Source organism: Mesorhizobium sp. M0923, from assembly GCF_040319365.1.
In the GTDB taxonomy this organism is placed as follows: Bacteria; Pseudomonadota; Alphaproteobacteria; order Rhizobiales; family Rhizobiaceae; genus Mesorhizobium.
Window position 1 is genome coordinate 50,711 of the sequence record NZ_JAMYNW010000018.1, and the last position, 25,135, is coordinate 75,845.

Consider the following 25,135-nt stretch of genomic DNA (forward strand, 5'->3'; position numbering starts at 1 on the left):
GAACGTCTGATTGGCAACTGGTTTTTGTCTCCATCCGGCGCTATTCCTGGGACAGTGGGGTGGGGCTATGATCGAGGAACGCAAGGGGTTTCGCCTGTCGCGGCGGTTGCTGCTGGGTGCGGCGGTGGTCGGCGGCGCGATGGTCTGGGGCGGCACGACCGTGGCGCGGCTGGCGCGCGGCCCGTCGGCGCAGAAGAATTCCGGCCGCATTGCCGACATTGACGGCATCGACCTGGCGCTGAAGCCGCTGGAGAACGCGCCAGCCTACGATCCGGCGCTGCCATGGCTGACCAAGGGCGGCGACATCAACGATGCCAGCGGCCTGTCGATGACGCCGGTCTACGGCGTTATCGAAGTCAGCGAGGAAGACCACATTGCGAGCGCGTTGGCCTTTGCCCGCACCAATGGCCTGAAGGTCTCGGTCGCGGCGGTGCGCCATTCGATGGGCGGCCACGCTTTCGACGATAATGCGCTGGTCCTCGACATGCGCAAATTCAACAAGGTTAGCGTCGATGCGGCGGCGAAGACGATGACCTTGCAGCCGGGCGCGCGCTGGCACGACATCCAGGACCTTTTGCACCCGCGCTTCGCGGTGAAGGCGATGCAGTCGACCGACATCTTTTCGGTCGGCGGCTCGCTGTCGGTCAATGCGCATGGCATGGACCATCAGGCCGGCTCGGTCGCCGGCTCGATCCGTTCGATGCGGGTGATGCTGGCCGACGGCTCGGTGACGACCTGCTCACCGGCCGAAAACACCGAGCTGTTCCGCCACGTCGTCGGCGGCTACGGCCTGTTCGGCGTGGTGCTGGAGGCGACACTCGACATCGTCGACAACGCCGTCTACCGCACCTCGCGCGAGATCATCAAATCGGACGATTTCCCGACGTTCTTCGCCGAGGCGCTGGAGCCAAACAGGGCGATTGGTCTGTTTTATGGGCATCTGTCGACTGCGCCGGGCAATTTCCTCGAGGATATGATCGTCTATCGCTATGACAAGGTCGCCGACCAGCCGCCGGCCGACCAGCCGGCAATCGGTGAACCGGGCTCGGTTGGGCTCAAGCGGGTGATCATCAACCTGGCGAAATGGGGCAGCCTGTTCCAGGAGCTGAAATGGTTCACCGAAAAGACGCTGGAGCCGCAATTCGAGAGCTGCACGGTGGCGCGGACGACGGCAATGGCCGAGGGCGAGGCCTGCCTGGTCACGCGCAACAACCCGATGCACGATTCAGTGCCCTATCTGTTCAACGACCTGCTCGACGAGACCGACATACTGCACGAATATTTCATCCCGCGGGCGGCCTATAACCCGTTCATCGCGGAAGCGCGCGAGATCCTGCGCAACCAGAGCCTGCCGGTGCTCAACGCGTCGGTACGCATCGTCCACAAGGAGGATGTGGCGCTGAATTATGCGCCGGAGCCGGCCTATTCGCTGGTGCTCTACATCAATCAGCCGACCGACGCCGACGGCAATGCCAGGATGCGGGCACTGACAAGGGCGCTGATCGACGTGACGATCAAGCATGGCGGGCGTTTTTTCCTGCCCTACCAACTCCACTACACGGGCAAGGAGCTGCTTGCCTCCTATCCGGAAGTGCCGTCCTTCCTGGCGAAGAAGCGGCAATACGATCCGGGGGAGCTGTTTTCCTCGACTTTTTACCGCGCCATCAAGGCACTGATCGGCACGGCCTGAAGTGCCGGTTACAGACCGTCAGGCAGCTTCGCCGCCAGCCAGTTCGCCGAGCGCCTGGCGATGCCGATCGTTGCCGATGCGGCGCGGCCGAGATCGGTCTTGACCACGGCGTACCCGGTCTTCGTGCGGTAGAGCAGGGCGCTGCCGCCATCGACCGCCGCTTCGTAGGCGACCGGCCGGACGGCTTCTGTTTCCGTCGCCGTCGCCTGCGTTCCGACCGCTGCACTGGGCCGATGGCTCAGTTCTGCTGGCAGCGGGTCTGTCGCGGCCGTGCTGGCCGTCGTCAATTCGGGCTCCGAAGTGGTCGCCGCGAGCTGCGATGACGAAGACGAGTTCTGTGTCCGGCAGATGCCCGAGACCAGCGGATAATCGAAATTGCGCTCGCGCAGCATCTGGCTTTTCATTGCCGCTTCGCATTCAGCGATGGTCGACCACTTGGCGGGCGTCTCGCCGATATATTCGCAAAGCCTGGCGTCGCAGTCGCAGCCGACGATGGTCATGGCGACAAGGGCGGTCTTGATCACGGTCTTGTCCCTCCGAATTGCCCGGCGCATGTGCGCAAGATCAAAGTGCTACGGCATCATCAATCGTTGCGGAACAAGGCGGGATTTGGCCGCGATTGTGGAATGAGCGTGGCGGAGCGTCACGCAGCGTCTTGCCGAGGCCGGCTGTGACTGAAAGGCCTCAGTAATCGTAGACGTGTTCGAGCCTGGCGCCTGCCGTCATCAGCGCCGGCAGCACGATGTGCAGCTTGCGCACGGCGACGGTCAGGCCGGTGCGGCGCGTCGAAGGTTCCGCCGGAAGCGGGTAGCTGAACAAGGTGCGTGCGCCTTGGGGAACATTGATCTCGTCATTGGAAAGCACGGTGACCATGATCTCGTCATTGCCGCCGATCTCGACGAAGGAGACGCCCTTGCCGATCAGGCGCGGGATCATGTCGGTGAACACCTGATAGCGCCTGGTGACGAAGACCGTGCCGTCGGCGCCGAGATCGCGCTCCAGCAAGGTGTCGGGCTCGTTGCGGGTCACCTCGCTGACCGGACCCTTGGCCCAGACGTGGATGTCGAGCAAGGCCGGGTCGGTGGTGGCGGCGAGCGCCGACTTGATCAGATCGGCGTAACCCTGCTTGATGGTGTAGGCGAGGCCGAAGGCGAGCTTGCGTTCGCTGGTGCGGACGGCGCTGTCGTCCGCTGCCGGCTGGACGGCAAACAGGCCGGCACGCTTTTCGGCATAGGGAAACTGGTACCACGGCACCTGGTCGAGAAAACCAGCATAGTCGGCCGCTACCTTGGCCTGGTAGATGTCGACGGCGGTGCGCTTGCCGGCCGTCGCTTCGGTAATGCGGCCGACCGTATTTTCATAGGCCCACTGGATTGCGTGCTCGATCGTGTGGCTGGTGCCGATGATCACCAGCATCTGGTGGTTGTTGAGGTTGAACTTGTAGGCGGAGCTGGCGCGGACGACCATCGCATAGTCCTGCCAGAAGCGGCCGATATAGGAGAGATAGGGAAAACCACTCGGCTGGTTCTTGTCGATGAAGCCGGCATATTCGCGGGCGGCGTAGACGATGGCCCATTCCGGATAGGTGAGAAAGGTCGATTCCTCCGGCCGCTGGTAGCCGGGGATCTCGGCACGGACCTTGTCGGCCAGCGCCTTTGGCGGGGCACCCTCGGCGATCCCCGGCAATGGTGTTGTGTCCAGCGACGGCGTCGTGAGAAAGCCGTAGGCCAGCCCGGCGATCGGGATCAACACGACAATGACGACGAGCCAGAGGATCGCCTTGATGATGCGCTTCAGCCAGCGGAACAGGAACATGGCCGCTCAGGCCGTGGCGAAATGGTCGTACACGCGTTTCGACAGCCAGAACCCGACATAGACGGCGAAGCCGCCGATGACGATGTGCGGCAGGTTGGCGAAGAAGCGGGCCGGGAATTCGATGTCGTTCAAGGAGCGGAAGCCGTTGATGAAAATGCCGCCATCGAGGCAGCCGGAACCGGTGACCAGGCCGAGCACGCCGTCGAACAGATAGACCGATCCGAACAGCTTGAAATAGAACACCGCCTGGCGGTGCGAGATGAAGGCGGCGGCCAGCGCCCAGACGCCGGAGAAGGCGTGCAGCAAATCGTCATACCATTGCAGCGAGAACAGGCCGAACAGATTGCCGCCGGCATCGTTGAAGGCCGGCACATAGCCGATGGCAACAACACCGAAGAACAGGAAAGCATAGGCAACAGCAAGCTTCTGGATGAGCGTCATGAAGTATCCCCCTGCCGTCAGCCTTCTCAAACGGCCCCGACGGCTAATGGATAGTAGCTGATTTTGGCGCAGGGTGAAGCGTCGCCGGCAAAATCGTCAGGCGGAGCCACAAAGACAGTCGGCGCCGGGATTTCTCCCAGCGCCTCCCTGTCAGATCAGGACACGGTCGTGGCAGCAACTCCCGAAAGATGTCGCGCCATGCCGGCCTTGATTTTGACGGTCCTGCCAGTCGCCACCCGAGGGCAGCGTCCGTTCCGGACCACGCCGGTGTCTACTCTTGCGAGCTTTGCCCAGCGCGCCATCGAAGGTTTTTGCCGTCCTTCATGGCAGCATCGGTCCGCCGTTGGCGTTCGCACGCTTTCCGCGGCCCCGTAGGTCTCGGCTTCCATCCCTCCAACAAGCAAGCCTGTTCTCGTTCAGGGCCGTACGGGCCTCAGGAAATCCGCCGTTCCGCTTTGCCTTTCGGCGTGGCGATCGGTAGCCGCCTGAGATGGGTTTAATGTACGCCGGATAAGCGTTTGGCGAAACTGCCGCGCGCCTGTGAATAGCGGGATTATCGGGGACTAAGGCGCGTATTCGCAGAGGGGTTCGTGGGCAGTTGATTGGCGGTGCCCGCCTGCCAGGCCGTCAATGCAGGGTGTCAGCCATGTGCCTGAGCTTATCGGGGTTGCGCACGACATAGATGGCGACGACGCGGCCATCCTCAATCTCCAGCGCAGTCGTTTGGAGAATGTCGCCTCGCTCGATGGTGATGAACCCCGGCAGGCCGTTGATAAAGCCATAGCGCAGCAGGCGAGATCGGCTCACCGCATAGACAGACGCGAACGTCGCGTACTGGCGCATGACATCATCGAGCCCAATGGCCGGCGCCTTTCGCGCCGGTGCCTTGCCGCCACCATCGGCGTAGAGCGTGACGTCCGCCGCGAGCAGTGCGCGCAGGCTGTCCAGCTTGCCGTCCCGGGACGCGGCGAAGAAGGCTTCGGCGATCTCCAGGCCCTGTTCCCGCGGCACGGGATAGCGAGGGCGGTCGGCGCGGACGTGGGCTCTCGCCCGGCTGGCGAGCTGGCGACAGGTGGCGGGCTCGCGGCCGATCGTGGCCGCGACCTCGGCGAAGTCGAGGCCGAACACGTCATGAAGCAGGAAGGCAGCGCGCTCCAGCGGCGACAGGCGCTCCAGCGCCATCAGCAAGGGCAAGGTTACGTCATCGGTCTCGTCCTCAGCCGATTCCATAACCGGCTCAGGCAGCCACGGGCCGACATAGGTCTCGCGCCGACGCCGCACCGACTTGAGCCGGTCCAGGCACAAACGCGTGACGACCCGGCGCAGAAAAGCTTCCGGTTCGCGCACCGCGTTTCGGTCGACATCGAGCCAGCGCAAGAAAGCGTCCTGGAGAACGTCCTCCGCGTCCGCGATCGAGCCCAGCATTCCATATGCAACGCGGACAAGGGTCGGACGTAGGGGATCGAAGACGACAGCGGCGTCCTGGCCCGATGCGGGTGCCATCAGGCGGCCTGCCGTTCCTCAGCCGCGTGGACGGAACGAAAGCCGATCCTGATGCGGTTCCAGGCGTTGACTTGCGCGATCAGCAAGGTGAGCCTCACCTGCTCGTCCTCCGTAAAATGCTGGCGCAGCGCCTGGTAGGCATCGTCAGGCGCACGGGTCTCCGACACCAGCGTCAGCGCCTCGGTCCAGCCCAGCGCGGCCCGCTCGCGGTCGGAATATAGCGCGGACTCGTGCCAGGCGCTGAGAAGATGGAGCCGGTCCTCGGTCTCTCCGTACTTGCGGGCATCTTCAACGTGATGGTGGATGCAGAAGGCGCATCCGTTGATCTGTGATGCCCGCGTCATGACAAGTTCCCTCAACAAGGGCTCGAGACCGCTGGTCTGAATTGTTTTTCCCAGCTCGATCCACGGCCGCATTGCCGCGGGGCTGGCGGTAAAGGGGTTTAGCCTGGGTGCCATCGTGATCTCCTTTCAAGGGTTTCCGGAGACATGACGAGTTGGATTTGCCGAATGTGACATGGGCTGGACTCTTTTTCAGCCAAGTCTCAGCCGAAATCGCTTTTCATGCTCGATCGCATTGTCAGACATTCGATCTTGCCCCGCGGGCCGGCGCGGGCTTCAATGCCGGCAAATGAGTGGAAGGCGTGTTCGATGGCCTTGGGGAGGCAGGCTTGAAGGTCGCGGTGGTTCTCAATCCGATCGCCGGCGGCGGCAGGCTCAAGCGGCATTGGCCCGAGGTTGCGGCTTCGCTGAAAAGACATTTCGGCGATTTCGAGCTGCGTGAAACGCAGGCCGAGGGCGATGCCGAACGGCTGGCGCTCGACCTTGCCGCCATCGGCTTCGAGCTGGTGATCGCGGCCGGCGGCGACGGCACCGCCAGCGAGGTCGCCGACGGGCTGCTGAAGGCTTTCCGGGAAAGCGGCCGGACGGCCGAACTCGGGCTGCTGCCTTGCGGCACCGGCATCGACTTCGCCCGCGGGCTCGGCCTGTCGGACAATGTCGACCTGACACTGAAGCGGATTGCCGAGGCCAAGGGGCGCAAGGTCGATGCCGGGTGCATCAGCTATGTCGACGACCACGGCGCGCTGGCCAGCCGCCATTTCATCAACATCGCCAGCCTCGGGCTTTCCGGCGCCACCGACCGTGCCGTCAACGCCGACAAGCGCAAGGGCAAGGTTTCGGCCAAGGCGCTGTTCTACTGGCGCACGGTCTGGGAATTCCTCCGTTACCGCTTCCAGGACGTTGCGATCACTGTCGACGACGGTGCCCCGGTCGAGGCGCGCATGGCACTGGTGGCGGTGGCCAACGGCAAATTCTTCGGCGGCGGCATGATGATCGCGCCCGACGCCGAGCTTAACGACGGCGAGTTCGACATCGTTATCCTGCGCGCCGCCGGCAAGCTGAAGCTGATCTGGGACATCCGCCTGCTCTATGGCGGGCGGCACCGCAACCATCCGGCGATCACCATCCTGCGCGGCAAGAAGGTGGTTGTCGAGCCGCTCGGCGATGTGCAAAAGAACGCCGCGCTGATCGACATAGACGGCGAATCGCCGGGTCGCATACCGGCGACCTTCGAGATCCTGCCCGGCGCATTGACGCTGAGATATTGAATCAAGCCGTTGAGGGATTGATTCAAGTTGTTTCGGCGGTGATTCCGATCCTAGGTTCAACACGTTGAAATCGCGTGACATTGTTGGTCGGTCTCGCTTGACAACTCACGGCATCAACGGTGTCTGTATCATCTGCAAATGCAGGTCCTTGCCGGTCCAGGGATGCGCCTCGCAGACGGCTTCGTCGAGTTCGACACCGAGGCCTGGCTCCTTCGACGGCATGACGTTGCCGTCCTGCCATTCGATCTTCTTCTTGAGCAGCTTCGCGTGAAAACCGTCCCACTGTTTCAGCGATTCCAGAATGAGGAAATTGGGTAGCGTCACCGCGAGCTGGATGTTGGCGGCGCCGACGATCGGTCCGCAATAGCAGTGCGGCGCGATCTGGATGTGATAGGCCTCGGCCATGGCCGCGATCTTCTTGGTTTCGAGAATGCCGCCGGAGCGGCCAAGGTCCGGCTGAAGAATGGTCGCCGCACGGTTCTCGATGACGCGGGCGAATTCGAACTTGGTCGTCAGCCGCTCGCCGGTGGCAATCGGGATCGAGGTCGCGCGGGCGACCTGCGCCATCACCTCGGGCATGTCGGGCGGCACCGGCTCCTCGAACCACAGCGGATCATAGGGCTCGATGGCGCGAGCCAGGCGCAGCGCGCCCGATGCGGTGAACTGGCCGTGCGTACCGAACAGGATGTCGGCTCTTGTGCCGACCGCCTCGCGGATCGCCTTGACCATGCGGGCGGAGAGGTCGATGTCGACGAGGCGCGGCTGGTGGCCGTCGAAGGCGGTGTAGGGGCCGGCTGGGTCGAGCTTGACCGCGTTAAAACCCTGCTCGACATATTCGAGCGCGCAGGCGGCGGCCAGATCGGGGTCGTTGTAGACGTTCTTGCCGCGGGCGTCCTCCGAATGGACGCTGCCGCTGTGCGGGTAGAGGTAGGTATAGGAACGCAGCGTTTCGTGAACCTGGCCGCCGAGCAGCTTATAGACCGGCTTGCCGGCCTCCTTGCCGATAATGTCCCAGCAGGCGATTTCGAGCGCCGAAAAGCATCCCATCCCGGACACGTCGGGGCGCTGGGTGAAGCCGGACGAATAGGCGCGGCGGAAGAAATTCTCGACGTCGTGCGGATCGCGGCCGATCAGATAGCGTTCGGCCATGTCCTCAACCATTTTCGCCGTGACATGAGCCGAAAAGGTGGCGTTGTAGGCCTCGCCATAGCCGACGACGCCGCCATCGGTGGTGAGCTTGACGAAGATGAAATACTTGCCGCCGATGCCGGGCGGCGGATTGCCCACCACCCAGGTCTTGACGTCGGTGATTTTCATTTCTGATCCTCCAGAACCAGTTCGGCGCCCTTCCATCCGGTCATGATCGCGGCGGCGTTGGTGTTGCCGGTTATGTTGTCGGGAAAGATCGAAGCATCGATGACGCGCAACGCCTGGATGCCGTGTACCTTGAGGCGCGGATCGACGACGGCGTGCGCCGCGTCCGGCCCCATGCGGCAGGTCGAGACCGGGTGATAGACGGTGCCCGAGCGCTTCCTGAAATCCTGAATGAGATCCGCATCGGAGGTGATCGAGGGACCGGGCAAAACCTCTTCCTCGATGATCTCGGCCATCGCCGGCATCGAGGCGATCTTCCTGACGAATTTCACCGCCGCCAGCATTTCAGCGACGTCCGCCTCGGTCGAAAACGCGTTGGCGACGATTTTGGGATAATCGCGCGGATTGGCGGAACGGATCATGATTTCGCCGCGGCTCGACGGACGGCAATTGGAGAGGCCGATGGAAAAGCCCGGCCATGGATCGGGCGTCAGGATCGGGCGTTCGCCGCTCTTCGGAATGACGGTCGAAAACGCCTGGAAATAGAGCTGCATGTTGGGCCGCGCCGCAGCCGGATCGGTGCGGAGGAAGCCGCCGGCATTGTTCATCGACAGCGACAGCGGGCCTGAGCGCAAAAACACGTATTGCATGCCGACCAGCAGCTTGCCCCACCACGGGCGCAGGATCTGGTTGAGCGTCGGCAGCCTGCCCTTGAACGTGTAGTTGATGCCGACATGGTCCTGCAGGTTTGCCCCGACATTCTCGTTGGCGTGAACGACGGGAATGCCGAGCGCGCCAAGAAGCGCCGACGGGCCGACACCGGAGAGCTGGATAAGTTGGGGCGAATTGACCGAGCCGCCCGACAGGATGACCTCGCGGCCGGCGCGGGCGGTTTTCGTCGCGCCATTCTGGAGATATTCGATGCCGACGGCGCGTTTGCCCTCGAACAGGATCTTTGTCGCCAGCGCGTTGATCTCGACGCGGACATTTTTGCGCTTCATCGCCGGGCGCAGGAAGGCGCGCGCCGCCGACATGCGGCGGCCGTTCCTGGTGGTGATCTGGTAGATGCCGACGCCTTCCTGCGAGGCGCCGTTGAAATCCGGGTTGAGCGGCAGGCCGGCTTGGTTGGCGGCGGCGAGATAGCGCTTGGTGAGCGGATGGACGGAGGTCGAGCAGTCGGTGACATGCAGCGGCCCGCCGACGCCGCGCCATTGGTCGGCGCCGGCCTGGTTATCCTCCAGCGCCTTGAAGGCGGCCAGCAGGTCATCGAAGCCCCAGCCGGGATTGCCGGCCGCTGCCCAAGCGTCGAAATCCTCACGCGCGCCCCTGATCCAGACCATGGCGTTGATCGAACTCGAGCCGCCGAGCAGCTTGCCGCGCGGCCAGTGGTCGGCATTGCCGGCCAGGCCGGGATCCGGCTCGGCCTTGTAGTTCCAGTTGACCGCCGGGTCGAAGAAGGTCTTGCCGTAGCCGAGCGGCATCTGCACGTAGAAGCGACGGTCGCTGCCGCCGGCTTCCAGCACCAGCACCGAGAAGCGGCCGGAAGCCGACAATCTTTCGGCCAGGACCGAGCCGGCCGAACCGGAGCCAACGATGATGAAATCATAGGTCTGCATGGTGGCTGCGGCTGGCTCCGGAATTCGGCTCTAACCTAGGCTTGGGCGCGACGCGGCGTCGCCGGGTCTTCCGGCATCCGTTGTGAAAAAAGCGACCGGGGATATTCAGTCTGAATGTCAGCCTGTCGCCTGCTGCCCGAGTTCAGTCGTGTTCGCGCCTATCCGGGTCGAACAGGGCCGCCGCCTCATTGGCTTCTTCCAGCAGGAAGGTGAACACGCTTGAGTAGGACTTGGTCGAACCGGACAGAGGATCATCACTCTCCCAGCGAAAGACCCCCCGTCCGGATTCATGCCAATTAAATCGTCATTGTCCCCTAGCGCACCAATAAAGAGAACATCGTCTGGTGCATTGCCTGGTCGTCTCTTTATATTTGGTTCCAGTATGGAGAAGGGTTGTTGACCCGCCTCCACCAAATTCGTGCGTGACCAGCTACGTCGCAGCCCATAGACGCTTATATAATTCGCAAACAGACCTATCCCGTTGTGGAGCATGAGAAAGCAACGGAAATTATCTGGGAGTCGACGCGAAATTTCAGACTCCATCTGCCCAATTCCGATGGCGCCAAGTGGTGCGTACAGCTGATGCAAATACGCTTGAGGCGCTCGATGCGGGGTATGGCCAATCCACTCGGTTCCATCCGGATAGGTCTTGTATCCGAGGCGTTTCCATTTATCGACCAAGGTTCGGAGCTCTCGGTAGGCACGAGCGTCTTCTTCGCTTGACCATTCTTCCTGCCCAGGCATTTCCTTAATAGGCTCCATTTACCCAGTTCGACGGGTTCGTAAGGTCTAACCTGTCGAACGCATCCATCGCATCGAAAACTTTACCAAGTGGCTCTAGCGACCGGCCGGAAGCCGACAATCTTTCGGCCAGGACCAAGCCGGCCGAACCGGAGCCAACGATGATGAAATCATAGGGCTGCATTGTGGCTGCGGCTGGCTCCGGAATTCAGCTCTAGCCTAGACTTGAGCGCGACGCGGCGTCGCCGCGTCTTCCGGCATCCGATGTGAAAAAAGCGACTGGCAACTTCGTTTGAATTTCGACTTTCAGCGCCAAGAAGATTGATGAAGACCTAACTTGCCCACGCATCGAGTTGATTGAGGACAGCAATCGCTGGATAGGATTTTCGGTTGGGATAAGCATGCCTATAATAGGCATTCCAATAGCTTGTGGCCCTGGTGCGCATCGTACGCATTATGTTTCGGTTCTGTCGGACAAAACTGGCATAGGCTGATGCGTCCAGATCAGGTACTGCCGCGTAGATATCTTCGGCGATTTCGACGACATATTCGCCCAACAGCAGAACGACGAAGGCGATGCTCCAACTTTCGTTCAGCGAAAGGATCACCCTGGCTGATTTCTGCCGCAAAAAGCCATCTGTCGATCGTGTCAGCAGGCAATGCGACGGAAACGAAAAGCCAAGGTGATGCTCTCGCACGCTTGGCAGAAAATGTAACCGATAAGGAATATAGATGCCCGCTCCATCAGAAATGAGATGCCGGGACGTCGTTCGGTAAGTGTCGTCGACAAAGGGCGTCAGCTCCTCCTCTGCCATGGTGGTCAACATGCTGAATGGGAAAGCCCACTTCGCAACGCCTGAGAACGGCTTTCGTCGTGTGAACCAATCCACGTTGTGCCCCTGACCAAAGTTGAAACATCTGTATACCGGGATCACGTCGGCTGCGCGATGGCACTGCGACCGCGTCGACCCATTGCCGAATTTCAAGCCCCGCCATCTGAACTCAGGACGTTGGCCACGCCTTCGCCTGTGCTTTGTCGGCAAGCCCGTCCGAGCATCACAGGCGATGATCGGCAATCTGCTTGAATTCATAGCGCATGATCGGGCGGGCCGGCGTTCTGCGAGCGACGACCCTGAACCCGGCGCGCGCGAAGGTGGAGGCATATCCGCTGCCGGAAGCGCTCGGCGATATTTCGGCGTCGAAAGGATAGGCTTCGAGTGCCGGAGCATTTGCGCGCCTTGCGACTTCCAGGGCCTCTGCAATCAGCTGGGATGTTACGCCCCGTCGGCGGTATTGTTTTCGCACGTAGAGGCAGGACAGGGACCAGACCGGCCTGTCATCCACGCGCTTGAGCTGCCATAGCCGATCGAGCCAGGGCAGGGCATCCCGCGGCGTCACCTGGCACCAGCCGACAGCCATATCGCCGTCGAAAGCAAGCAAACCCGGAGGCGGACCATGCTGGACGGCTTGCCGGAACGCCGCCTTGTTTTCCTCGCCAGGTCGCTTTCGATAAGAACGACCGATCCGCCCGTACATACACCAACAACGACTGCAGACGGCGCTCTCACCGAACAGGTCCTCGAGCGCCGGCCACAGATCGGGCGTCAGTGGGCGAAAGCCAAGTTCCATGTCAGCCGTCATCCGCTATCGATGTTACCAGTCTAGCCTGCACTGCGCGCTAGCGCATCATAGGTTGCGGTCCATGCGGGTGATGTTCGAAACGGGGCTTCACTCAGCATCCCCGTCGTGCTCCGGCTCAGCGCAGAAAACCGAGCACGGCCTGCATGAACTCTGCAGGGTACTCGACGTTCGACAAGTGAACCGCGGGCAGGACAACCAGTTTCGCGCCGGGCACCGTCGCGGCGATCAGATCGCTATGGCTGGCGGCTGTGACAGTGTCGTGCTGGCCGGCGATCACCAGCGTTGGCCTGGAAATCAGAGCCACGGTTCGGCGAAGGTCTGCATCGCGAACCGCTGCGAACAAACCAGCCAAGCCTTGCCGGTCTATGCCCAGCAGCATGGTGCGAAATGCTTCAATGACGGGCCCGCTGGCCGCCAGCATGTTTGCAGGAAACCAGTTGCCCAGGAACATCTCGGCGGTTTCGGACATGTCCGGCGCCTGCAGCACGGCGACAATCCGTTCGTCAAACTGCTTTGCTGGTCCGAGGTAGGATGAGGTGTTGCTCAGGATCAGGCGATCGATCCGCTCGGGCGCGTGGATGCCGAGCCACTGCCCGACGAAGCCGCCCAACGACAGACCGAGGAAGTGTACGCGTTCAATGCCCAGGGCGTCGAGCAACTCGATCACGTCGCGGCCAAGGCGGTCGAGCGAATAAGCACCGGCCGGAACACTCGACCCTCCGTGGCCGCGAAAGTCATAGCGCAGAACACGGAAATGCTTCGACAGCTCGTTGACCTGCAAGTCCCACATCCGCAGCGTGGTGCCGATGGAATTCGACAGCATCAGCACAGGTTGCCCGGCGTCGCCGTCGATGCGGTAGGCGATGCGCGTGCCGTCGCCGACGATCACGAAATCCATCTCATTCATGGTGAATACGCCTTCCTTTTTGGAGCGTTGAATGTGGCGAAGCCTAGCTGCGGCACGCTTTTGATGATATTACAAAGATAGGATAGTCTCTGTAATGTAAGCTGACATGGCCGAATTTACCCTGCACGACCTGCAATGCTTCGATGCGGTGGTCCGCTGCGGCGGCTTTCAGCCTGCGGCGGCCATGCTGCATCGCTCGCACCCGGCTATATTCGCCGCCGTGGCAAAGCTGGAACGGCAACTCGACCTCGTTCTTTTGGATCGCAGCGGCTATCGCGTGCGCCCCACCGAGGCAGGGCTGTCGTTCCATCGCAGGGCACAATCGCTGCTGCGCGAGCTCGAGGGCTTGCGGCTTCATGCTGCTCAGCTGTCAATGGGCGAAGAAAGCGAGATCCATGTGGTGATCGGTGACCTGTGCCCGCGTCCGCAGGCACTGGGCATGCTCGGACGGTTCTTCGCCCAGTGTCCGGGCACACGCCTGCATCTGCACTTCGAGGCGGTGGGCGGCCCGTGGGAGCGCCTCTTCGATGACGAAGCCGATTTGATCCTGCACTGGATCGACAAGAGCGACCCGCGGGTGGAATGGGTCGATCTGTGCAAGGTGCAATTTGTTCCGGTAGTGGCGTCCGGCTTTCTGCCGGAGCGGGTCAAGCACCCCATCACGCCGGATCAGATGCACGCGTTCACCCAATGTGTCATGCGCGACACGGCCCGCCATTCGCCGCAACAAGACTACTTCATGATCGAGGGTGCGCCGCAATGCATGGTGGCCGATCAGGGCATGAAGAAGGAAATCATCCTGCAGGGCCTCGGATGGGGCCACATGCCCCGCTTCCTGATCGAGGATGAGCTGCGCGACGGACGCCTGCAATCCATTGCCGGTCGTCATCTGCCAGGCCGCACCGAGGAGTTGGTGGTGGCGCGCCGCCGCGACCGGCCGCACGGGCCGATCTCGAACCGTCTTTGGGACTATATCCAGCAAGAGGCGCCGACGTTGGGGGCGGTTCCGGTAGAGGGTGAAATGACACCCTAAGCGGCCATGACACGTTTTACACGACAGGGATTTTAGCCGGTTTCGCCACACAACAGTCGCTGGACAAACACCTTGCAGACGGCAGAGCGCGACCCCTTCCCGATCCTCGGCGGCGGACGCGATGAACGGCTCGATTGCGCGCCCGAAACGAACTTCTGCCACATCGGTAACCTGCCGCCACCTCCTCAGCAAGATATGTGCTATTCTGAGGATATGCCCGCGCCCTCCGACCGATCACCCGACAAGTCGCCGGAAGACGGTGCAGTTGCATCGGATCCGTATGCGGAGCTAGCCAATCGCGGAGATTGGTCCAGGCTTCACCGCGAACTGTCAGACAGAGACCGCCGCAGTGAACTTGGCGGCGCCGAGCTCCAGCGCCTCGGGGAAGCCGCCTACATGCTTGGGCGCGAGGAGGAATTCGTTCAGGACTACGAGAGGGCCTTCGAAGAGCATCTCCGGAACGGACGCGAACGATCCGCAGCGCGTTGCGGCTTCTGGATCGGGCTCACCCTGATGTTTCGCGGCGAATTCGCCCAAGGCAGCGGATGGCTGACCCGCGCCAACCGGCTGGTCGCGGATCATGCGCCGGAATGTGCAGAACAAGGTTACCTTCAGCTCCCAATGGTCGAACAATGCCTCGCCGCCGACAGTCCGGACGAAGCATTCGCGCACGCAACACGTGCCGCGGAGATCGGACAGCGCTGCGAAGATCCGGACCTCTTGGCTATCGCGCGCCACCTTCAGGGTCGGATATTGATCGTGCGCGGCGACTATGTGCGAGGCTTCGAACTGCTGGACGAAGCGATGGTTTCGGTCACCTCGGGCCGGCTCTCACCGATCGTTACCGGGCTGGTCTACTGCAGCGTGATCGAGATCTGTCAGAAATTTCATGCCACGAGCCGGGCGAGGGAATGGACATCGGCGCTGATCGGATGGTGCGCGGGACAGCCCGACATCGTTGCCTTCACCGGCCGATGCCTGATCCACCGGGCCGAAATCCTGATCCTCGACGGCCACTGGGACGAGGCCGGCCGCGAGGCCAGTGTCGCCAGCATCCGCCTTCAGCAGGGGCCCTCGAAGCACCACGCCGGTCCGGCATTCTACCAGAAGGGCGAGGTCTTTCGCCTCCGCGGCCAATGGGACGAGGCCGATGCCGCCTATCGCGCAGCGAGCAGGCTCGGGTTCGATCCGCAGCCGGGACTGGCGCTTATGCGATTGCAGCAGGGGCACGAGCAGCCGGCCCTTTCGGCGATCCGCCGCGCACTGCAGTCGGTCGATGACAGGCCGGGCAAACTCCGCCTCTTGCCGGCTGCGGTGGAAATCACTCTCGCTGTCGGTTCGGCCGATGACGCCTGGGAACTGTGCGAAACACTGCGCGACTGCGCGCGCCAATATTCCGCGGATGCAGTCCGCGCCGCAGCCGCCGAGGCTACCGCGCGGGTGCTGATCCATGCTGGTCGAGCCGCGGAGGCATTGGCCCATATCCGGCGCGCAGTGGAGATCCTCTGGGACCTTCGGGCGCCCTATCATCTTGCCCGGATGCGGGTGCTGACAGCGCGGGCCTGTCTCGCAACCGGCGATACTGAAGCGGCGCAGACCGAACTGGACGAAGCGATAAGACTTTTCCGCGAGCTCGGCGCGCGCCCCGACGAAGCCGTTGCCGGCAAGCTGCGGGCTATCATGACGGCGACAGGCAGCGAAGCTCTCACCCCCAGACAGACGCAGGTTCTGCGCCTGATCGCGTCAGGCCTGACCAACCCGGAAATTGCCGGCGAGCTCAGTCTGAGCCAGCGGACGGTAGACCGTCACGTTAGCGATATCCTGACGCGGCTGAACGTGCGCACGCGCGCGGCAGCCACGGCCTTTGCGGTCGAGCACGGCCTGATCGGCATGGGCGTATCTGGGTAATCCTACCCAAGCCAAAATTTCTCGCTGCGTGGGTATTTACGCCGAAGCGGGCAACCGTGGCGCGGGTCTAAACTTCATGGCGTGGCAAAGGCCACAGGAGGTTTTCCCGATGCAAACGAATAATAACAGCATGAGCGGGCCCGGCGGTGTCTGGCTCGCCACCGGAACGCTGCTGCTGGCGGCTGCGCTCGTCTTTCACGGGCCACCGGACGCGGATTTGTCTGTTCAGATGCAGAATATCGCCGAGGGCCATGGGCGATGGGCTACGGTCCATTGGACGGCGGCAGCGGCGCTGTTCCTGATCGCCGGCGCTTCGTTCCTGAACCTGGCGCTCAATCCCCGGGTCCGGCATTCGCCGATGCTGAGTTCCGCCTGGATGGTGATGGCTCTCGGCGCCCTGACCACGTTCTCCACCGCAGTCGCCGAGGCATCGGTGGTCGCGGTCGTGGCCGACCGGGGTGACACCAACGCCTTCATGACCTGGTGGGTGTTTTCCGGCGGCATGGGTAACGGATTCTGGGCGCTGGCCTTGGCGACAGCGCTTGTCGCGTATTACGACGCCCGCGATAACGTCGGGATACTGCCCCGATGGGCCGCGATCGTCGGCTCGGCGTTCGGTATCCTTTCGGCAACCGGGTGGACACTCGGTGAGCAGCTCGGGATCGGCATCGGGGGTCCGATCTGGCTGATTTCCTCGCTTCTCATGTGCCTGTGGCTCGCGTGGTACGGGCTGTCCTCAAGCAGCGTCCGGTCGGGGCAAGCCACGGCGTAAAGCGCCTGATCCAGCATCATCTTGAGACAGGAGGAAAAAATGTCCCTTCAAACGAAGGAAATCGAGGCGACGATCCACGACATCCACGAATTCTTCACCGACTGGGTGGCGGGCCGATGCCCTGGCGACGACGCGACGTTCAAGAAGAACGCGCTCGACCGGATCAGCGACGATCTGGTCGCCATCATGCCAGGCGGCAGGGCGTTCGGGAAAAAAGACTTCGCAGGTTACATGAAGAGCATCTACGGATCGAATCCGGCCTTCCGTATCAAAATACGCGACATCCGGATCAGCCATCAAAGCGCCGACCTGGCGGTCGTGAACTACCACGAATGGCAACGCGACGCGAAGGACTCCGATGAAGCGAACAATGGCCGGGTCACGACGATGGTGGTCCGCGATCGCGGCTACAGCCGCGGGCCCGAGATATTGCAGGTTCATGAAACCTGGCTCCCAGCCGATGTCGTTCAGTCCGCGGATTTTGCGTTCTGAAAAGCGTCGGTCCGAAACGGGCAGAGAAATGAATTGCGCTGGCGGGACCATCGGCTCTACCGCCGTCATGGAGCCAGAACTTTGCTTCTTTTCAGCCCGAATTGATCCACATTCAACGTCCGGCTAGTCCAGCAATCCGGCCATTCCATGCGTTCGCGTGGAGCGTTCGGCCGTCATCTGCCAGGCCGTACCGAGGAGTTCGCGGTGGCGCGCCGCCGCGACCGGCCGCACGGGCCGATCTCCAACCGTCTGTGGGATCATATCGAGCAAGAGGCGCCGACGTTGCGTCGAGCGCTCGAGCCTCGGAAGCCTGTCCAGTAGGCAAAGCCGGGGCTCGGCCAGGCCGTTCAGCGGACGGCCAAACGAGCGGCCTTACCCGCCTAAATTGATTGCTGCATAATTTGCAGCAGTGAACTGCATCCCGTCGCTATTCCAGCTGCTTGTGAGGCGCATTATTGATGTCGCAAGGAGTTCGCCATGACCCGCGCCGACCCCGCTCGAAGAGTGGTCCGAGGGGTCGGCATCCGCACTGGCAGCGACGACGTAGTCTGGGACTAGCTTCATCTGCAATTCGAAGGACAAGACCATGAATATCGACCGTCGAACGTTCGGCCTCGGGACCTTTAGTGCCGGCGCCCTGCTACTTTCCCCGATCAGCTTCTTTGGGAGCAACGCTGCGGCTATCGCCGCCCCGTCTCCGGCTTCGCTTGCGAGTGCCCACAGGTTCATGCTCGGCGACCTCGAAATCACAGCACTGAGCGACGGCTATCTCAATCTCGGCCTTGAACTCTTCCCTTCCGCCGATCCGGCTGCCGCTGAAGCGCTTTTGGCAAAGGCATTCCTGCCAAAGGCACTCCCGACCTCGGTCAACGCTTACCTTGTCACCAGGGGCGACAGGCGGGTGCTGATCGATACCGGCACGGCATCGGCGATGGGGCCTATACTGGGACATATACCTGAGGCGCTCGCAGCCGCCGGCGTCAGGCCGGAAGAAATAGACACGGTAATCATCACCCACCTCCATCCCGACCATGCCAACGGCCTTGTCGGGATTGGCGGCAAGGCCGCCTTCCCGGCAGCGGAGGTCGTGGTTGCCGCGCCGGAATTCGCTTTCTGGCACGATGACGGGATCCTATCCAAGGCGCCCGACCAGATGAAGCCGTACTTCAAAATAGCGCGCAAATCGCTGGTGCCTTACCATGGCAAAGTCAGGAAGATCGAAGGCGAGGTCGAGATCGCGCCCGGGATCAGCGCATTGCCTGCGCCCGGACATACGCCGGGGCATCTCGCGCTTCGGATTGGCTCTGGTGACGCCAACCTGCTGCTCTTCACTGACGTAATCCACGCCTCCGCGCTGCAATTTGCCCATCCGGAATGGGCAATCGCTTTCGACGTGGACCAGGAGGCCGCAATCGCCACACGCAAGAAGGTGCTTGACATGGTGTCAGCGGATGGCCTGCTCGTCGCAGGCATGCACCTGCCCTTCCCAGGCATCGGTCATGTGATCCGCGAAGGCAACGCCTATGCCTACGTCCCGACGCCGTGGCCCGCTTTGTAAAGCGCACCTATTGGTAAGCTCTCGGGCGCGCCAGCTTTCTCATCTCGGCCGTGGAATGCATCGCCGAACGTCAGGCCGCGACACTATTCAGTGGCGTTGACCTGTCCGTGCCATGACGATACGGGATCGGACGATCGGCTTCGAGAGGATTGGCCAAATGGTGCATTACGCGGACGGGCGGCCGATCGGCGATCTGACGCTCAGGACGCTGGCCATGCCTTCGGACGCCAATGCGGCGGGCGATATCTTCGGCGGCTGGGTGATGGCGCAGATGGATCTCGCTTGCGGCATCCGCGCCGCCGAGCGCGCCAAGGGCCGCGTGGTGACGGCGGCGGTGAAGGAAATGTCCTTCGCCAAGCCGATGAAGATCGGCGACACGCTGTGCATCTATACGCATGTCGAACGCGTCGGCCGCACCTCGATGACGCTCAAGGTCGAGGCCTGGGCGCAGCGCTATCTCTCCGACCTGATGGAGAAGGTCACCCATGCCGACTTCGTCATGGTGGCGCTGGACGGCGAAGGCAAGCCGAAGGCGGTTCCGGCCGAAGGCTGACCGACCGGATTCCAGAAGACGGATTTAAACAGCCGTCTCTCCCGCGCGGGGGATGCGGGCGGCGATCCGGCATGGTCTTTGACCAACGGGTTCCCGCATGCGCGCCTGCAGCGCGAGCGACGGGATCTTGGGAGGAAAGACAATGCGTCAACACATGCTGAACGCTGCCCTGGCCGGTGCGTTTGCAGCCTTGCTCTGCCTGTCGTCCGCAAGCGCTTTTGCCGAGGTCAAAAAAGGCGATCCAGGCGCCACCTGCACGTCGGAAAACCGCACCATCAACGGGCAGGCGGCCAAGTGCGAGATCTGCTCGGCGACGAAATGCGACACCAGCGGTACGACGGTGAGCAATTGCCGGAAGGAGACGACCACGACCTGCACGATTGGCGGCAAGGTGGTCAGTCCCAACCCGAAATGGAACCGGATCGAGAAGCTGCCGAAGAGCAAGATGCAATTACAGCAGTAGGGCTCATCCGGAGGATCCCCGACAGGTTCAAACCCTTGCAGCGCAAGGGATCAGCTGTGCATGGCGTCGAATTTTTCGCGCGCGACCTTGACACGCTCGGTGTTCTTGCGCGCCCATTCGCCGAGTGCACCGACCGGCACCAGAAGCTCGTAGCCAAGGTCGGTCAATTCGTAGTCGACCCGCGGCGGGATGGTCGGGAACACGGTGCGCGTGACGAAGCCGTCGCGCTCGAGCCCGCGCAAAGTGGTGGTCAGCATCTTCTGTGAAATGCCGCCGACCGCGCTGCGCAGCTCGTTGAAACGCAGCGGCCCGTCGCCGAGCTTGCCGACGACGAGCACGGTCCATTTGTCGCCGACGCGCTGCAGGATTTCCGAGATGGCGCGGCAGTCCTCGGTGCGGTGCGGGTGCCTTGGTAACAAAAAAGTGCCTCCTTGCACATTGAGCGGCCAGTTACTCATATAGCGCAGGTATCTAAACGATACCAGTATTCCTGTAAGGAGAGCCCCTCTATGTCAAAACCCAAAATCGCCATCGTCATTGGTTCGACCCGCGCCGCGCGCTTTGCCGACGTCCCGGCCCAATGGATTGCCAAGATCGCCAGGTCGCATGCCGACATCGATGTCGAAGTCGTCGACCTGCGCGATTTCCCGCTGCCGTTCTTCGATGAGGTCGCATCCTCCGCCTGGGCGCCGTCGCAGAACGAAGTGGCGCAGCGCTGGCAAAAGAAGGTCGCCGGATTCGACGGCTTCATCTTCACCGCCGCCGAATACAATCATGGCCCGACGGCCGTGCTGAAGAACGCCATCGACTACGCCGCCAACGAGTGGAACAAGAAGGCGGCCGGCTTCGTCGGCTATGGCAGCGTTGGTGGCGCGCGTGCGGTCGAGCAGCTGAGGCTGCATGCGGTCGAGTTGCAGATGGCGCCGGTGAAGTCCGCCGTCCACATCGCCTGGGCCGATTTCCTTGCCGTCAAGCAAGGTGAGAAGAAGCTCGATGAATTCGAGCACCTCAACCAGGCGGCAACCGCGCTCGTCAACGACATTGCATGGTGGGCCAGGGTACTGAAGACGGCGCGTCAGGCCGATGCCGTCGCCGAGGAAGTCAAGGCGGCCTGAGCGCAGGTTCGAACAATCCTCCCAAGGATTAATTCTCCCAAGGATTCAGGGCGGCGCATGCGCCGCCCGTTTTTTTTCAGACGGCATGCGCGTCCTGCGCTTGCCTTGGCCTGATGATGCAATCGGCAAGGCGGTCCATCTCATTCAACTCGTCGGCGTGGTGCTGACCCCACTGGCAAAGTGCCAGCAGGATGGGCTCGAGGCTGAGGCCGAGCCGCGTCGCCGAATATTCCACGCGCGAGGGGATCTCGGCAAAGATCTCGCGGCGAACGAGGCCGTGCTCTTCCATGTCGCGAAGCTGCTGGATCAGCACTTTCTGCGTGATATTGGGCATCAATCCTTGCAGCGCCGACAGCCGCCGCGGCCCGTCGAAGAGATGGTAGAGGATGATCGCCTTCCAGCGGCCCGAAATCACTTTCAGCGCGCGCTCGGCCGGCAGCATCGGCAGTCTCTTGATCAGCTTGGCCATGGTCACCTCCCGGTCAGCGGCGGACAAATCGGTGTGTGGTCGAAGCCAGGCAGATAGTGGCAAACAGCGGCCGATGCCAATAACGATCGGTGCATGTGATGAGAGCCATTCAACTGAACCGTTTCGGCGACCCTGACGTTCTCGAAATGGTTGAGGTGCCGAAGCCCGAGCCGCAAGCCGGCGAGGTCCTGGTCCGCGTTCGTGCGGCCGGGGTGAATTTCTTCGAAGTGCTGATGCGCGCAGATCGCTACGCGGTGACGCCGCAACTGCCGATGATCCTTGGCGTCGAGGCCGCCGGGATCGTGGAGGCGCTCGGGCATGGGGTGGATGCTTCCTTGCTCGGCACGCGCGTCGCCGCGCCGTTGTTCGCCTCGAGCCGCCCGTTAGGCGGCTATGCCGATTATGTGACGATTGACGCAAGCCTGGCCGTGCCCTTGCCGGATGCGCTCTCGTTCGAAGCCTCGACGGCATTGATGGTGCAAGGACTGACGGCGTTGCATCTGTCGCGGCAAAGCCCGCCGGCCGGCAAATCGGTGCTGGTCGCCGCTGCCGCGGGCGGCGTCGGTTCGTTGCTTGTCCAGCTTGCGAAGCGGGCAGGGGCGAGCAATGTCATCGCGGCTGCCGGCAGCAAGGCCAAGCTCGATCTTGCTTTGTCGCTGGGGGCCGACGTTGCCGTCGACTCCAGCAAAACGGACTGGCCAGAGCGCATCCGGGTAGCGACAGGCGGCGCCGGCGTCGACATCGTCTACGACATTGTCGGCGGCCCGCTGACGGCGGTTGCGCTGGAGGCTCTGGCACCTCGCGGAGAGCTGGCGTTTGCCGCACTTGGCAGATACGCGCTCGGCGGCCCGGAGATGGAGGCGATGATCGGCCGCAACCAGTCGCTGAGAGGTTTTGCACTGCTGCCGCTGCTCTCTCCAGACGTGCTCCGTGACGACCTGTCGGGGCTCTTCAATCTGGCGGCAAGTGGTGAGCTTAAAGTGACCAACGGCGGTCGCTTCCCGCTCGACCAGGCCAGTCAGGCGCATCGCCTGCTGGAGGAGCGCGGCGCGACCGGCAAGGTCGTCTTGATACCCTAGTAGTGCTCGGCAAGGAGCCGGGGATCCGGGCTTGTGCCGTTCCGGCCGTCAGCGAACCCGATAGAACGGATTTGGCAACAGGAACAGCTTCTCGGCATGCCCCCCGAACAAGTCGGATGGCTGGTCGCCGACATTGGCAATTATCGTGTAGCCGGCCTTTTCGATTTCGGCTCTTATGGGTGCCTTGAAATCTGCGGCGGAACCATATTTGGCTCCAGGCTGGACCATGTAAAGGTGCTCATAGCCGGCATAGCCCGCCGACTGCAGGTTCTGTTCGGTTGCCTGACGCTGGTCCTCCGGACGTCCGGTGATGAAGAACACCGCGACTTTCGCCGTTCGCGCCTGCCGGAAGACCTCCAGCACCGGGTCAATGGCCGGATCCTTCGCAAGCTGGTCCCAGGCGGCCCAGCCACAGGAACCGTCGATTGCGATATCGCAGGCGCCGCTGATCGGGCGGCCGAAATTGTCACGTGTGATCACTTCCCAGTTGGCCAAAGCCGTCTCGTCGATGTCGAGCACCAGTGCGGGGCGAGGCACCTCCGTCGCGCGCTTGACGACCCAGTCGCCGGCCTGCTTCGCCACTGCGGCAAGGTCGCGATCATAGTCGCCGGAATCATGATAATTGGCAGCCGCCAGCATCGCATCGCCGACATTGGCTGGCTGGGACGGGCTTGTGAGAAGGAGCGAATCGGAACGTGCCGGCACAGGAACATTTGTGCCGATCATCAGCACGATTGCCCCGACACGCGCAATTCTATTCCAACCAATCGCCCGCATCACGAGACTTTGCGGTCACGAGAAGTCCGCTGTCAAGCGAGACCGAACAGACGACCGTGCTCCCGGGTGAATTGTGACACGCTTTCGTAACCGACCGCGAACGCCGCGCTGCTCGCGGTCTTTTCCTCCGACAGGTGACGCACCGCCGAAATCTCCGGCGCAAGTGCGTCACCCCAGGTCATAGCCAACACGGCCTTGACCGTGCCCTACGCCGCCTGAACGATCTCGACCAGTTCAACGTCGAACACCAGATCCCGCCCGGCCAACGGATGATTGCCGTCGAGCTTGACGCTGGCGTCGTCCACGCCGACGACTGTTACCGGCATCGGGCGCCCTTCTGGGGTTCTGACCTGCAATCGAGTGCCGATATCGACGTTGATGTTGTCTGGTACGCGGGCGCGGTCAACGGTCATGACCGCTTCGGGGCGGTGGGGGCCATAGGCGGCCTCGGCGGGAACAGTCACGGTGCTTTTCGCGCCCACCTCCATGCCCTCGACATGGGTTTCAAGACCGGGAATCACCTGTCCTTCACCCAGCGTGAATTGCAGCGGTTCGTTGCCGGAAGAATCGAATTGGGTGCCGTCTGCGAGGCGGCCATTGTAATTGATGCGCACGGTGTCGCCATTCTTGGCCTGTGTCATGGTAGTCATCCTTTTGGAAGGTTTTGAGGGGCCGGCCAGAGCTCACGGTCCCGTCCTCGATCATCCACGCACTCAAGTGCACGGCGCGAAACGTTAAAACTAGGTGCCTGGCTGCCGATGTAAACCCCGATTGAGCGACGCCGGCATGACGCCGCCGGCGCTCGCCGCCTCCGGCAGCAGGGCGCCGGACTGGCGGTCATGCCGGCTCAACCCATTCAGGCGGCGTGCAAATGGCGGCTAGATCAGGTTATGGCCGCCATCGATGCGGATTGTCTCGCCGGTCGTGAAGTCACTTTCCATGAGGTAGAGGTAGGCGGCGGCGACGTCCGCGGCGGTCGGAATTTTTCTCGATGGCAACCGGGCAGCCATGTCGGCAAAGAAGCCGGATTTGGCTTCTCCAACGATGTCCCACATCGGTGTGTCGACCCATCCGGGAGACACGACATTGACGCGTGTCGGGGCCAGTTCGAGCGCCAGGGCGCGGGCGAAGTAGCTGAATGAGCCGGCAATCGCGGAGACGACTGCACCTCCCGGCACCGGCGGCTTGTCCTTGTTGATACCCGACGTGAAGGTCATGGAGCCGCCGGCCCTCAGGGTGCGCACAGCGTGCTTGGCGAGCATGACGGCGCCAATCAGCTTGTTGTCGACGAAGCGCCGCACCGCCTCCATGTCGGCGCGCTCGATGGGGTCGCCGGGCGGCAGTGTTCCGGCGGTCGATACGAGGTGATCGAAATGACCGGCCTCTTCGAACAGGCGAGCGACGTCTGCTTCGTCGGTCATGTCGGCGACCAAACTTGTCACGCGATTACCCGCATTGAGCGTCCGTTCGGCCGCCTGCAGTTTCTCTTGCGACCGGCTGACGATCACGACCGTCGCTCCGCTGTTGAGCGCAGCTTCCGCGACGCCAAGACCGATGCCGGAGCTGCCTCCGACGACGATGACTTTCCTGTCCACGAGCGATGTCACGGGAGGTCTCCATTCGTTTGCGATGTAGGTGA

At 62.4% G+C, this 25,135-nt stretch carries 28 protein-coding genes and 1 pseudogene; 11 read left to right on the forward strand and 18 right to left on the reverse strand.

Annotated elements, in window-relative coordinates:
* The first annotated feature begins 67 nt into the window (after window positions 1–67).
* On the forward strand, window positions 68–1,690 hold the full coding sequence (locus tag NKH89_RS26030) for an FAD-binding oxidoreductase (protein ID WP_352910533.1): 1,623 nt from the start codon (window positions 68–70) through the stop codon (window positions 1,688–1,690).
* An 8-nt stretch (window positions 1,691–1,698) separates the two neighbouring features.
* On the opposite strand, the gene NKH89_RS26035 is transcribed toward NKH89_RS26030, so the two are convergent.
* The 5 genes from NKH89_RS26035 to NKH89_RS26055 all read right to left on the reverse strand — a co-directional run bounded on the left by NKH89_RS26035 (window position 1,699) and on the right by NKH89_RS26055 (window position 5,907).
* Entirely contained in the window at window positions 1,699–2,214 is a 516-nt protein-coding gene (locus tag NKH89_RS26035; protein ID WP_352910536.1) for a hypothetical protein, read from the reverse strand.
* 160 nt (window positions 2,215–2,374) lie between these two features.
* A complete protein-coding gene (locus NKH89_RS26040; RefSeq protein WP_352640806.1) occupies window positions 2,375–3,505 on the reverse strand; it encodes a hypothetical protein in 1,131 nt (376 codons plus the stop codon).
* 6 nt (window positions 3,506–3,511) lie between these two features.
* Complete coding sequence (locus tag NKH89_RS26045; protein WP_023719157.1) at window positions 3,512–3,946, reverse strand: DUF4383 domain-containing protein; 435 nt, start codon at window positions 3,944–3,946, stop codon at window positions 3,512–3,514.
* 627 nt (window positions 3,947–4,573) lie between these two features.
* Window positions 4,574–5,449 carry a sigma-70 family RNA polymerase sigma factor gene (locus tag NKH89_RS26050; protein ID WP_352910539.1) on the reverse strand — a complete coding sequence of 292 codons (876 nt, stop codon included), beginning with the start codon at window positions 5,447–5,449 and terminating at the stop codon, window positions 4,574–4,576.
* On the reverse strand, window positions 5,449–5,907 hold the full coding sequence (locus tag NKH89_RS26055; protein WP_352910541.1) for a carboxymuconolactone decarboxylase family protein: 459 nt from the start codon (window positions 5,905–5,907) through the stop codon (window positions 5,449–5,451). The genes NKH89_RS26050 and NKH89_RS26055 overlap by 1 nt, the downstream gene beginning before the upstream one ends.
* A 212-nt stretch (window positions 5,908–6,119) precedes the next feature.
* On the opposite strand from NKH89_RS26055, the gene NKH89_RS26060 reads away from it, so the two are divergent.
* A complete protein-coding gene (locus NKH89_RS26060; protein ID WP_352910544.1) occupies window positions 6,120–7,058 on the forward strand; it encodes a diacylglycerol/lipid kinase family protein in 939 nt (312 codons plus the stop codon).
* 105 nt (window positions 7,059–7,163) lie between these two features.
* Here NKH89_RS26060 and NKH89_RS26065 read toward each other — a convergent pair whose 3' ends face one another.
* From NKH89_RS26065 to NKH89_RS26090, 6 genes are all read right to left on the reverse strand, one after another.
* On the reverse strand, window positions 7,164–8,375 hold the full coding sequence (locus NKH89_RS26065) for a mandelate racemase/muconate lactonizing enzyme family protein (protein ID WP_352910546.1): 1,212 nt from the start codon (window positions 8,373–8,375) through the stop codon (window positions 7,164–7,166).
* Window positions 8,372–9,988 carry a GMC family oxidoreductase gene (locus NKH89_RS26070; RefSeq protein ID WP_352910547.1) on the reverse strand — a complete coding sequence of 539 codons (1,617 nt, stop codon included), beginning with the start codon at window positions 9,986–9,988 and terminating at the stop codon, window positions 8,372–8,374. The genes NKH89_RS26065 and NKH89_RS26070 overlap by 4 nt, the downstream gene beginning before the upstream one ends.
* Before the next feature lie 117 nt (window positions 9,989–10,105).
* A complete protein-coding gene (locus NKH89_RS26075) occupies window positions 10,106–10,750 on the reverse strand; it encodes an SMI1/KNR4 family protein (RefSeq protein ID WP_352910550.1) in 645 nt (214 codons plus the stop codon).
* A 311-nt stretch (window positions 10,751–11,061) separates the two neighbouring features.
* The gene (locus NKH89_RS26080; protein ID WP_352815450.1) at window positions 11,062–11,619 is read right to left on the reverse strand and encodes a hypothetical protein; all 558 of its coding nucleotides are present in this window, start codon (window positions 11,617–11,619) and stop codon (window positions 11,062–11,064) included.
* Window positions 11,620–11,785: 166 nt separating this feature from the next.
* Window positions 11,786–12,370 (reverse strand): GNAT family N-acetyltransferase, encoded by a 585-nt coding sequence (locus NKH89_RS26085; protein ID WP_352910553.1) that lies wholly within the window; start codon window positions 12,368–12,370, stop codon window positions 11,786–11,788.
* A gap of 115 nt (window positions 12,371–12,485) precedes the next feature.
* Window positions 12,486–13,277 (reverse strand): alpha/beta fold hydrolase, encoded by a 792-nt coding sequence (locus NKH89_RS26090; protein WP_352910554.1) that lies wholly within the window; start codon window positions 13,275–13,277, stop codon window positions 12,486–12,488.
* A gap of 106 nt (window positions 13,278–13,383) precedes the next feature.
* Here NKH89_RS26090 and NKH89_RS26095 point away from each other — a divergent pair, with 106 nt between their 5' ends.
* A complete protein-coding gene (locus tag NKH89_RS26095) occupies window positions 13,384–14,310 on the forward strand; it encodes a LysR family transcriptional regulator (protein ID WP_352910557.1) in 927 nt (308 codons plus the stop codon).
* 330 nt (window positions 14,311–14,640) lie between these two features.
* Here the strand turns inward: NKH89_RS26095 and NKH89_RS26100 are convergent, their stop codons facing one another.
* Window positions 14,641–15,048, reverse strand: a complete 408-nt coding sequence (locus NKH89_RS26100) for a hypothetical protein (RefSeq protein ID WP_352910560.1) — start codon at window positions 15,046–15,048, stop codon at window positions 14,641–14,643.
* A 21-nt stretch (window positions 15,049–15,069) separates the two neighbouring features.
* Here NKH89_RS26100 and NKH89_RS26105 point away from each other — a divergent pair, with 21 nt between their 5' ends.
* The 6 genes from NKH89_RS26105 (at window position 15,070) to NKH89_RS26135 (ending at window position 20,056) form a co-directional block, all read left to right on the forward strand.
* Window positions 15,070–16,218, forward strand: coding sequence for a LuxR C-terminal-related transcriptional regulator (locus tag NKH89_RS26105; RefSeq protein ID WP_352910563.1), 1,149 nt, complete (start codon window positions 15,070–15,072; stop codon window positions 16,216–16,218).
* Between the two features lie 130 nt (window positions 16,219–16,348).
* Window positions 16,349–16,990 (forward strand): hypothetical protein, encoded by a 642-nt coding sequence (locus NKH89_RS26110; protein ID WP_352910565.1) that lies wholly within the window; start codon window positions 16,349–16,351, stop codon window positions 16,988–16,990.
* 39 nt (window positions 16,991–17,029) lie between these two features.
* Window positions 17,030–17,482 (forward strand): nuclear transport factor 2 family protein, encoded by a 453-nt coding sequence (locus NKH89_RS26115; protein ID WP_352910567.1) that lies wholly within the window; start codon window positions 17,030–17,032, stop codon window positions 17,480–17,482.
* Between the two features lie 586 nt (window positions 17,483–18,068).
* On the forward strand, window positions 18,069–19,040 hold the full coding sequence (locus tag NKH89_RS26125) for an MBL fold metallo-hydrolase (RefSeq protein WP_352910570.1): 972 nt from the start codon (window positions 18,069–18,071) through the stop codon (window positions 19,038–19,040).
* 157 nt (window positions 19,041–19,197) lie between these two features.
* Window positions 19,198–19,593 carry an acyl-CoA thioesterase gene (locus NKH89_RS26130; protein WP_023678380.1) on the forward strand — a complete coding sequence of 132 codons (396 nt, stop codon included), beginning with the start codon at window positions 19,198–19,200 and terminating at the stop codon, window positions 19,591–19,593.
* Window positions 19,594–19,690: 97 nt separating this feature from the next.
* Window positions 19,691–20,056, forward strand: coding sequence for a hypothetical protein (locus NKH89_RS26135; protein WP_245278591.1), 366 nt, complete (start codon window positions 19,691–19,693; stop codon window positions 20,054–20,056).
* 50 nt (window positions 20,057–20,106) lie between these two features.
* On the opposite strand, the gene NKH89_RS26140 is transcribed toward NKH89_RS26135, so the two are convergent.
* On the reverse strand, window positions 20,107–20,475 hold the full coding sequence (locus tag NKH89_RS26140; protein WP_352494900.1) for a winged helix-turn-helix transcriptional regulator: 369 nt from the start codon (window positions 20,473–20,475) through the stop codon (window positions 20,107–20,109).
* Window positions 20,476–20,565: 90 nt separating this feature from the next.
* Here NKH89_RS26140 and NKH89_RS26145 point away from each other — a divergent pair, with 90 nt between their 5' ends.
* On the forward strand, window positions 20,566–21,171 hold the full coding sequence (locus tag NKH89_RS26145; protein ID WP_023719141.1) for an NADPH-dependent FMN reductase: 606 nt from the start codon (window positions 20,566–20,568) through the stop codon (window positions 21,169–21,171).
* 76 nt (window positions 21,172–21,247) lie between these two features.
* Here NKH89_RS26145 and NKH89_RS26150 read toward each other — a convergent pair whose 3' ends face one another.
* Entirely contained in the window at window positions 21,248–21,640 is a 393-nt protein-coding gene (locus NKH89_RS26150) for a winged helix-turn-helix transcriptional regulator (protein ID WP_352483120.1), read from the reverse strand.
* Window positions 21,641–21,738: 98 nt separating this feature from the next.
* On the opposite strand from NKH89_RS26150, the gene NKH89_RS26155 reads away from it, so the two are divergent.
* Window positions 21,739–22,719: a quinone oxidoreductase family protein gene (locus tag NKH89_RS26155; RefSeq protein ID WP_352910574.1), complete on the forward strand. Its 981-nt coding sequence runs from the start codon at window positions 21,739–21,741 to the stop codon at window positions 22,717–22,719.
* Between the two features lie 48 nt (window positions 22,720–22,767).
* Here NKH89_RS26155 and NKH89_RS26160 read toward each other — a convergent pair whose 3' ends face one another.
* The 4 genes and pseudogenes from NKH89_RS26160 to NKH89_RS26175 all read right to left on the reverse strand — a co-directional run bounded on the left by NKH89_RS26160 (window position 22,768) and on the right by NKH89_RS26175 (window position 25,103).
* A complete protein-coding gene (locus NKH89_RS26160) occupies window positions 22,768–23,445 on the reverse strand; it encodes an HAD family acid phosphatase (RefSeq protein WP_352910576.1) in 678 nt (225 codons plus the stop codon).
* An 83-nt stretch (window positions 23,446–23,528) separates the two neighbouring features.
* Window positions 23,529–23,612 (reverse strand): annotated as a pseudogene (locus tag NKH89_RS26165) (helix-turn-helix domain-containing protein); the annotation flags it as partial.
* A 90-nt stretch (window positions 23,613–23,702) separates the two neighbouring features.
* Complete coding sequence (locus tag NKH89_RS26170; RefSeq protein ID WP_023719136.1) at window positions 23,703–24,137, reverse strand: FKBP-type peptidyl-prolyl cis-trans isomerase; 435 nt, start codon at window positions 24,135–24,137, stop codon at window positions 23,703–23,705.
* Between the two features lie 237 nt (window positions 24,138–24,374).
* Window positions 24,375–25,103, reverse strand: a complete 729-nt coding sequence (locus NKH89_RS26175) for an SDR family oxidoreductase (protein ID WP_352859301.1) — start codon at window positions 25,101–25,103, stop codon at window positions 24,375–24,377.
* Between the last annotated feature and the right edge of the window lie 32 nt (window positions 25,104–25,135).

Excerpts from the sequence above, each read along its gene's own strand:
- NKH89_RS26030 (WP_352910533.1), top strand. The coding sequence starts at position 68 with ATGATCGAGGAACGCAAGGGGTTTCGCCTGTCGCGGCGGTTGCTGCTG.
- NKH89_RS26040 (WP_352640806.1), bottom strand. The coding sequence starts at position 3,505 with ATGTTCCTGTTCCGCTGGCTGAAGCGCATCATCAAGGCGATCCTCTGG.
- NKH89_RS26045 (WP_023719157.1), bottom strand. The coding sequence starts at position 3,946 with ATGACGCTCATCCAGAAGCTTGCTGTTGCCTATGCTTTCCTGTTCTTC.
- NKH89_RS26050 (WP_352910539.1), bottom strand. The coding sequence starts at position 5,449 with ATGGCACCCGCATCGGGCCAGGACGCCGCTGTCGTCTTCGATCCCCTA.
- NKH89_RS26055 (WP_352910541.1), bottom strand. The coding sequence starts at position 5,907 with ATGGCACCCAGGCTAAACCCCTTTACCGCCAGCCCCGCGGCAATGCGG.
- NKH89_RS26065 (WP_352910546.1), bottom strand. The coding sequence starts at position 8,375 with ATGAAAATCACCGACGTCAAGACCTGGGTGGTGGGCAATCCGCCGCCC.
- NKH89_RS26070 (WP_352910547.1), bottom strand. The coding sequence starts at position 9,988 with ATGCAGACCTATGATTTCATCATCGTTGGCTCCGGTTCGGCCGGCTCG.
- NKH89_RS26075 (WP_352910550.1), bottom strand. The coding sequence starts at position 10,750 with ATGGAGCCTATTAAGGAAATGCCTGGGCAGGAAGAATGGTCAAGCGAA.
- NKH89_RS26085 (WP_352910553.1), bottom strand. The coding sequence starts at position 12,370 with ATGACGGCTGACATGGAACTTGGCTTTCGCCCACTGACGCCCGATCTG.
- NKH89_RS26090 (WP_352910554.1), bottom strand. The coding sequence starts at position 13,277 with ATGAATGAGATGGATTTCGTGATCGTCGGCGACGGCACGCGCATCGCC.
- NKH89_RS26095 (WP_352910557.1), top strand. The coding sequence starts at position 13,384 with ATGGCCGAATTTACCCTGCACGACCTGCAATGCTTCGATGCGGTGGTC.
- NKH89_RS26110 (WP_352910565.1), top strand. The coding sequence starts at position 16,349 with ATGAGCGGGCCCGGCGGTGTCTGGCTCGCCACCGGAACGCTGCTGCTG.
- NKH89_RS26115 (WP_352910567.1), top strand. The coding sequence starts at position 17,030 with ATGTCCCTTCAAACGAAGGAAATCGAGGCGACGATCCACGACATCCAC.
- NKH89_RS26125 (WP_352910570.1), top strand. The coding sequence starts at position 18,069 with ATGAATATCGACCGTCGAACGTTCGGCCTCGGGACCTTTAGTGCCGGC.
- NKH89_RS26130 (WP_023678380.1), top strand. The coding sequence starts at position 19,198 with ATGGTGCATTACGCGGACGGGCGGCCGATCGGCGATCTGACGCTCAGG.
- NKH89_RS26135 (WP_245278591.1), top strand. The coding sequence starts at position 19,691 with ATGCGCGCCTGCAGCGCGAGCGACGGGATCTTGGGAGGAAAGACAATG.
- NKH89_RS26145 (WP_023719141.1), top strand. The coding sequence starts at position 20,566 with ATGTCAAAACCCAAAATCGCCATCGTCATTGGTTCGACCCGCGCCGCG.
- NKH89_RS26150 (WP_352483120.1), bottom strand. The coding sequence starts at position 21,640 with ATGGCCAAGCTGATCAAGAGACTGCCGATGCTGCCGGCCGAGCGCGCG.
- NKH89_RS26155 (WP_352910574.1), top strand. The coding sequence starts at position 21,739 with ATGAGAGCCATTCAACTGAACCGTTTCGGCGACCCTGACGTTCTCGAA.
- NKH89_RS26160 (WP_352910576.1), bottom strand. The coding sequence starts at position 23,445 with ATGATCGGCACAAATGTTCCTGTGCCGGCACGTTCCGATTCGCTCCTT.
- NKH89_RS26170 (WP_023719136.1), bottom strand. The coding sequence starts at position 24,137 with ATGACACAGGCCAAGAATGGCGACACCGTGCGCATCAATTACAATGGC.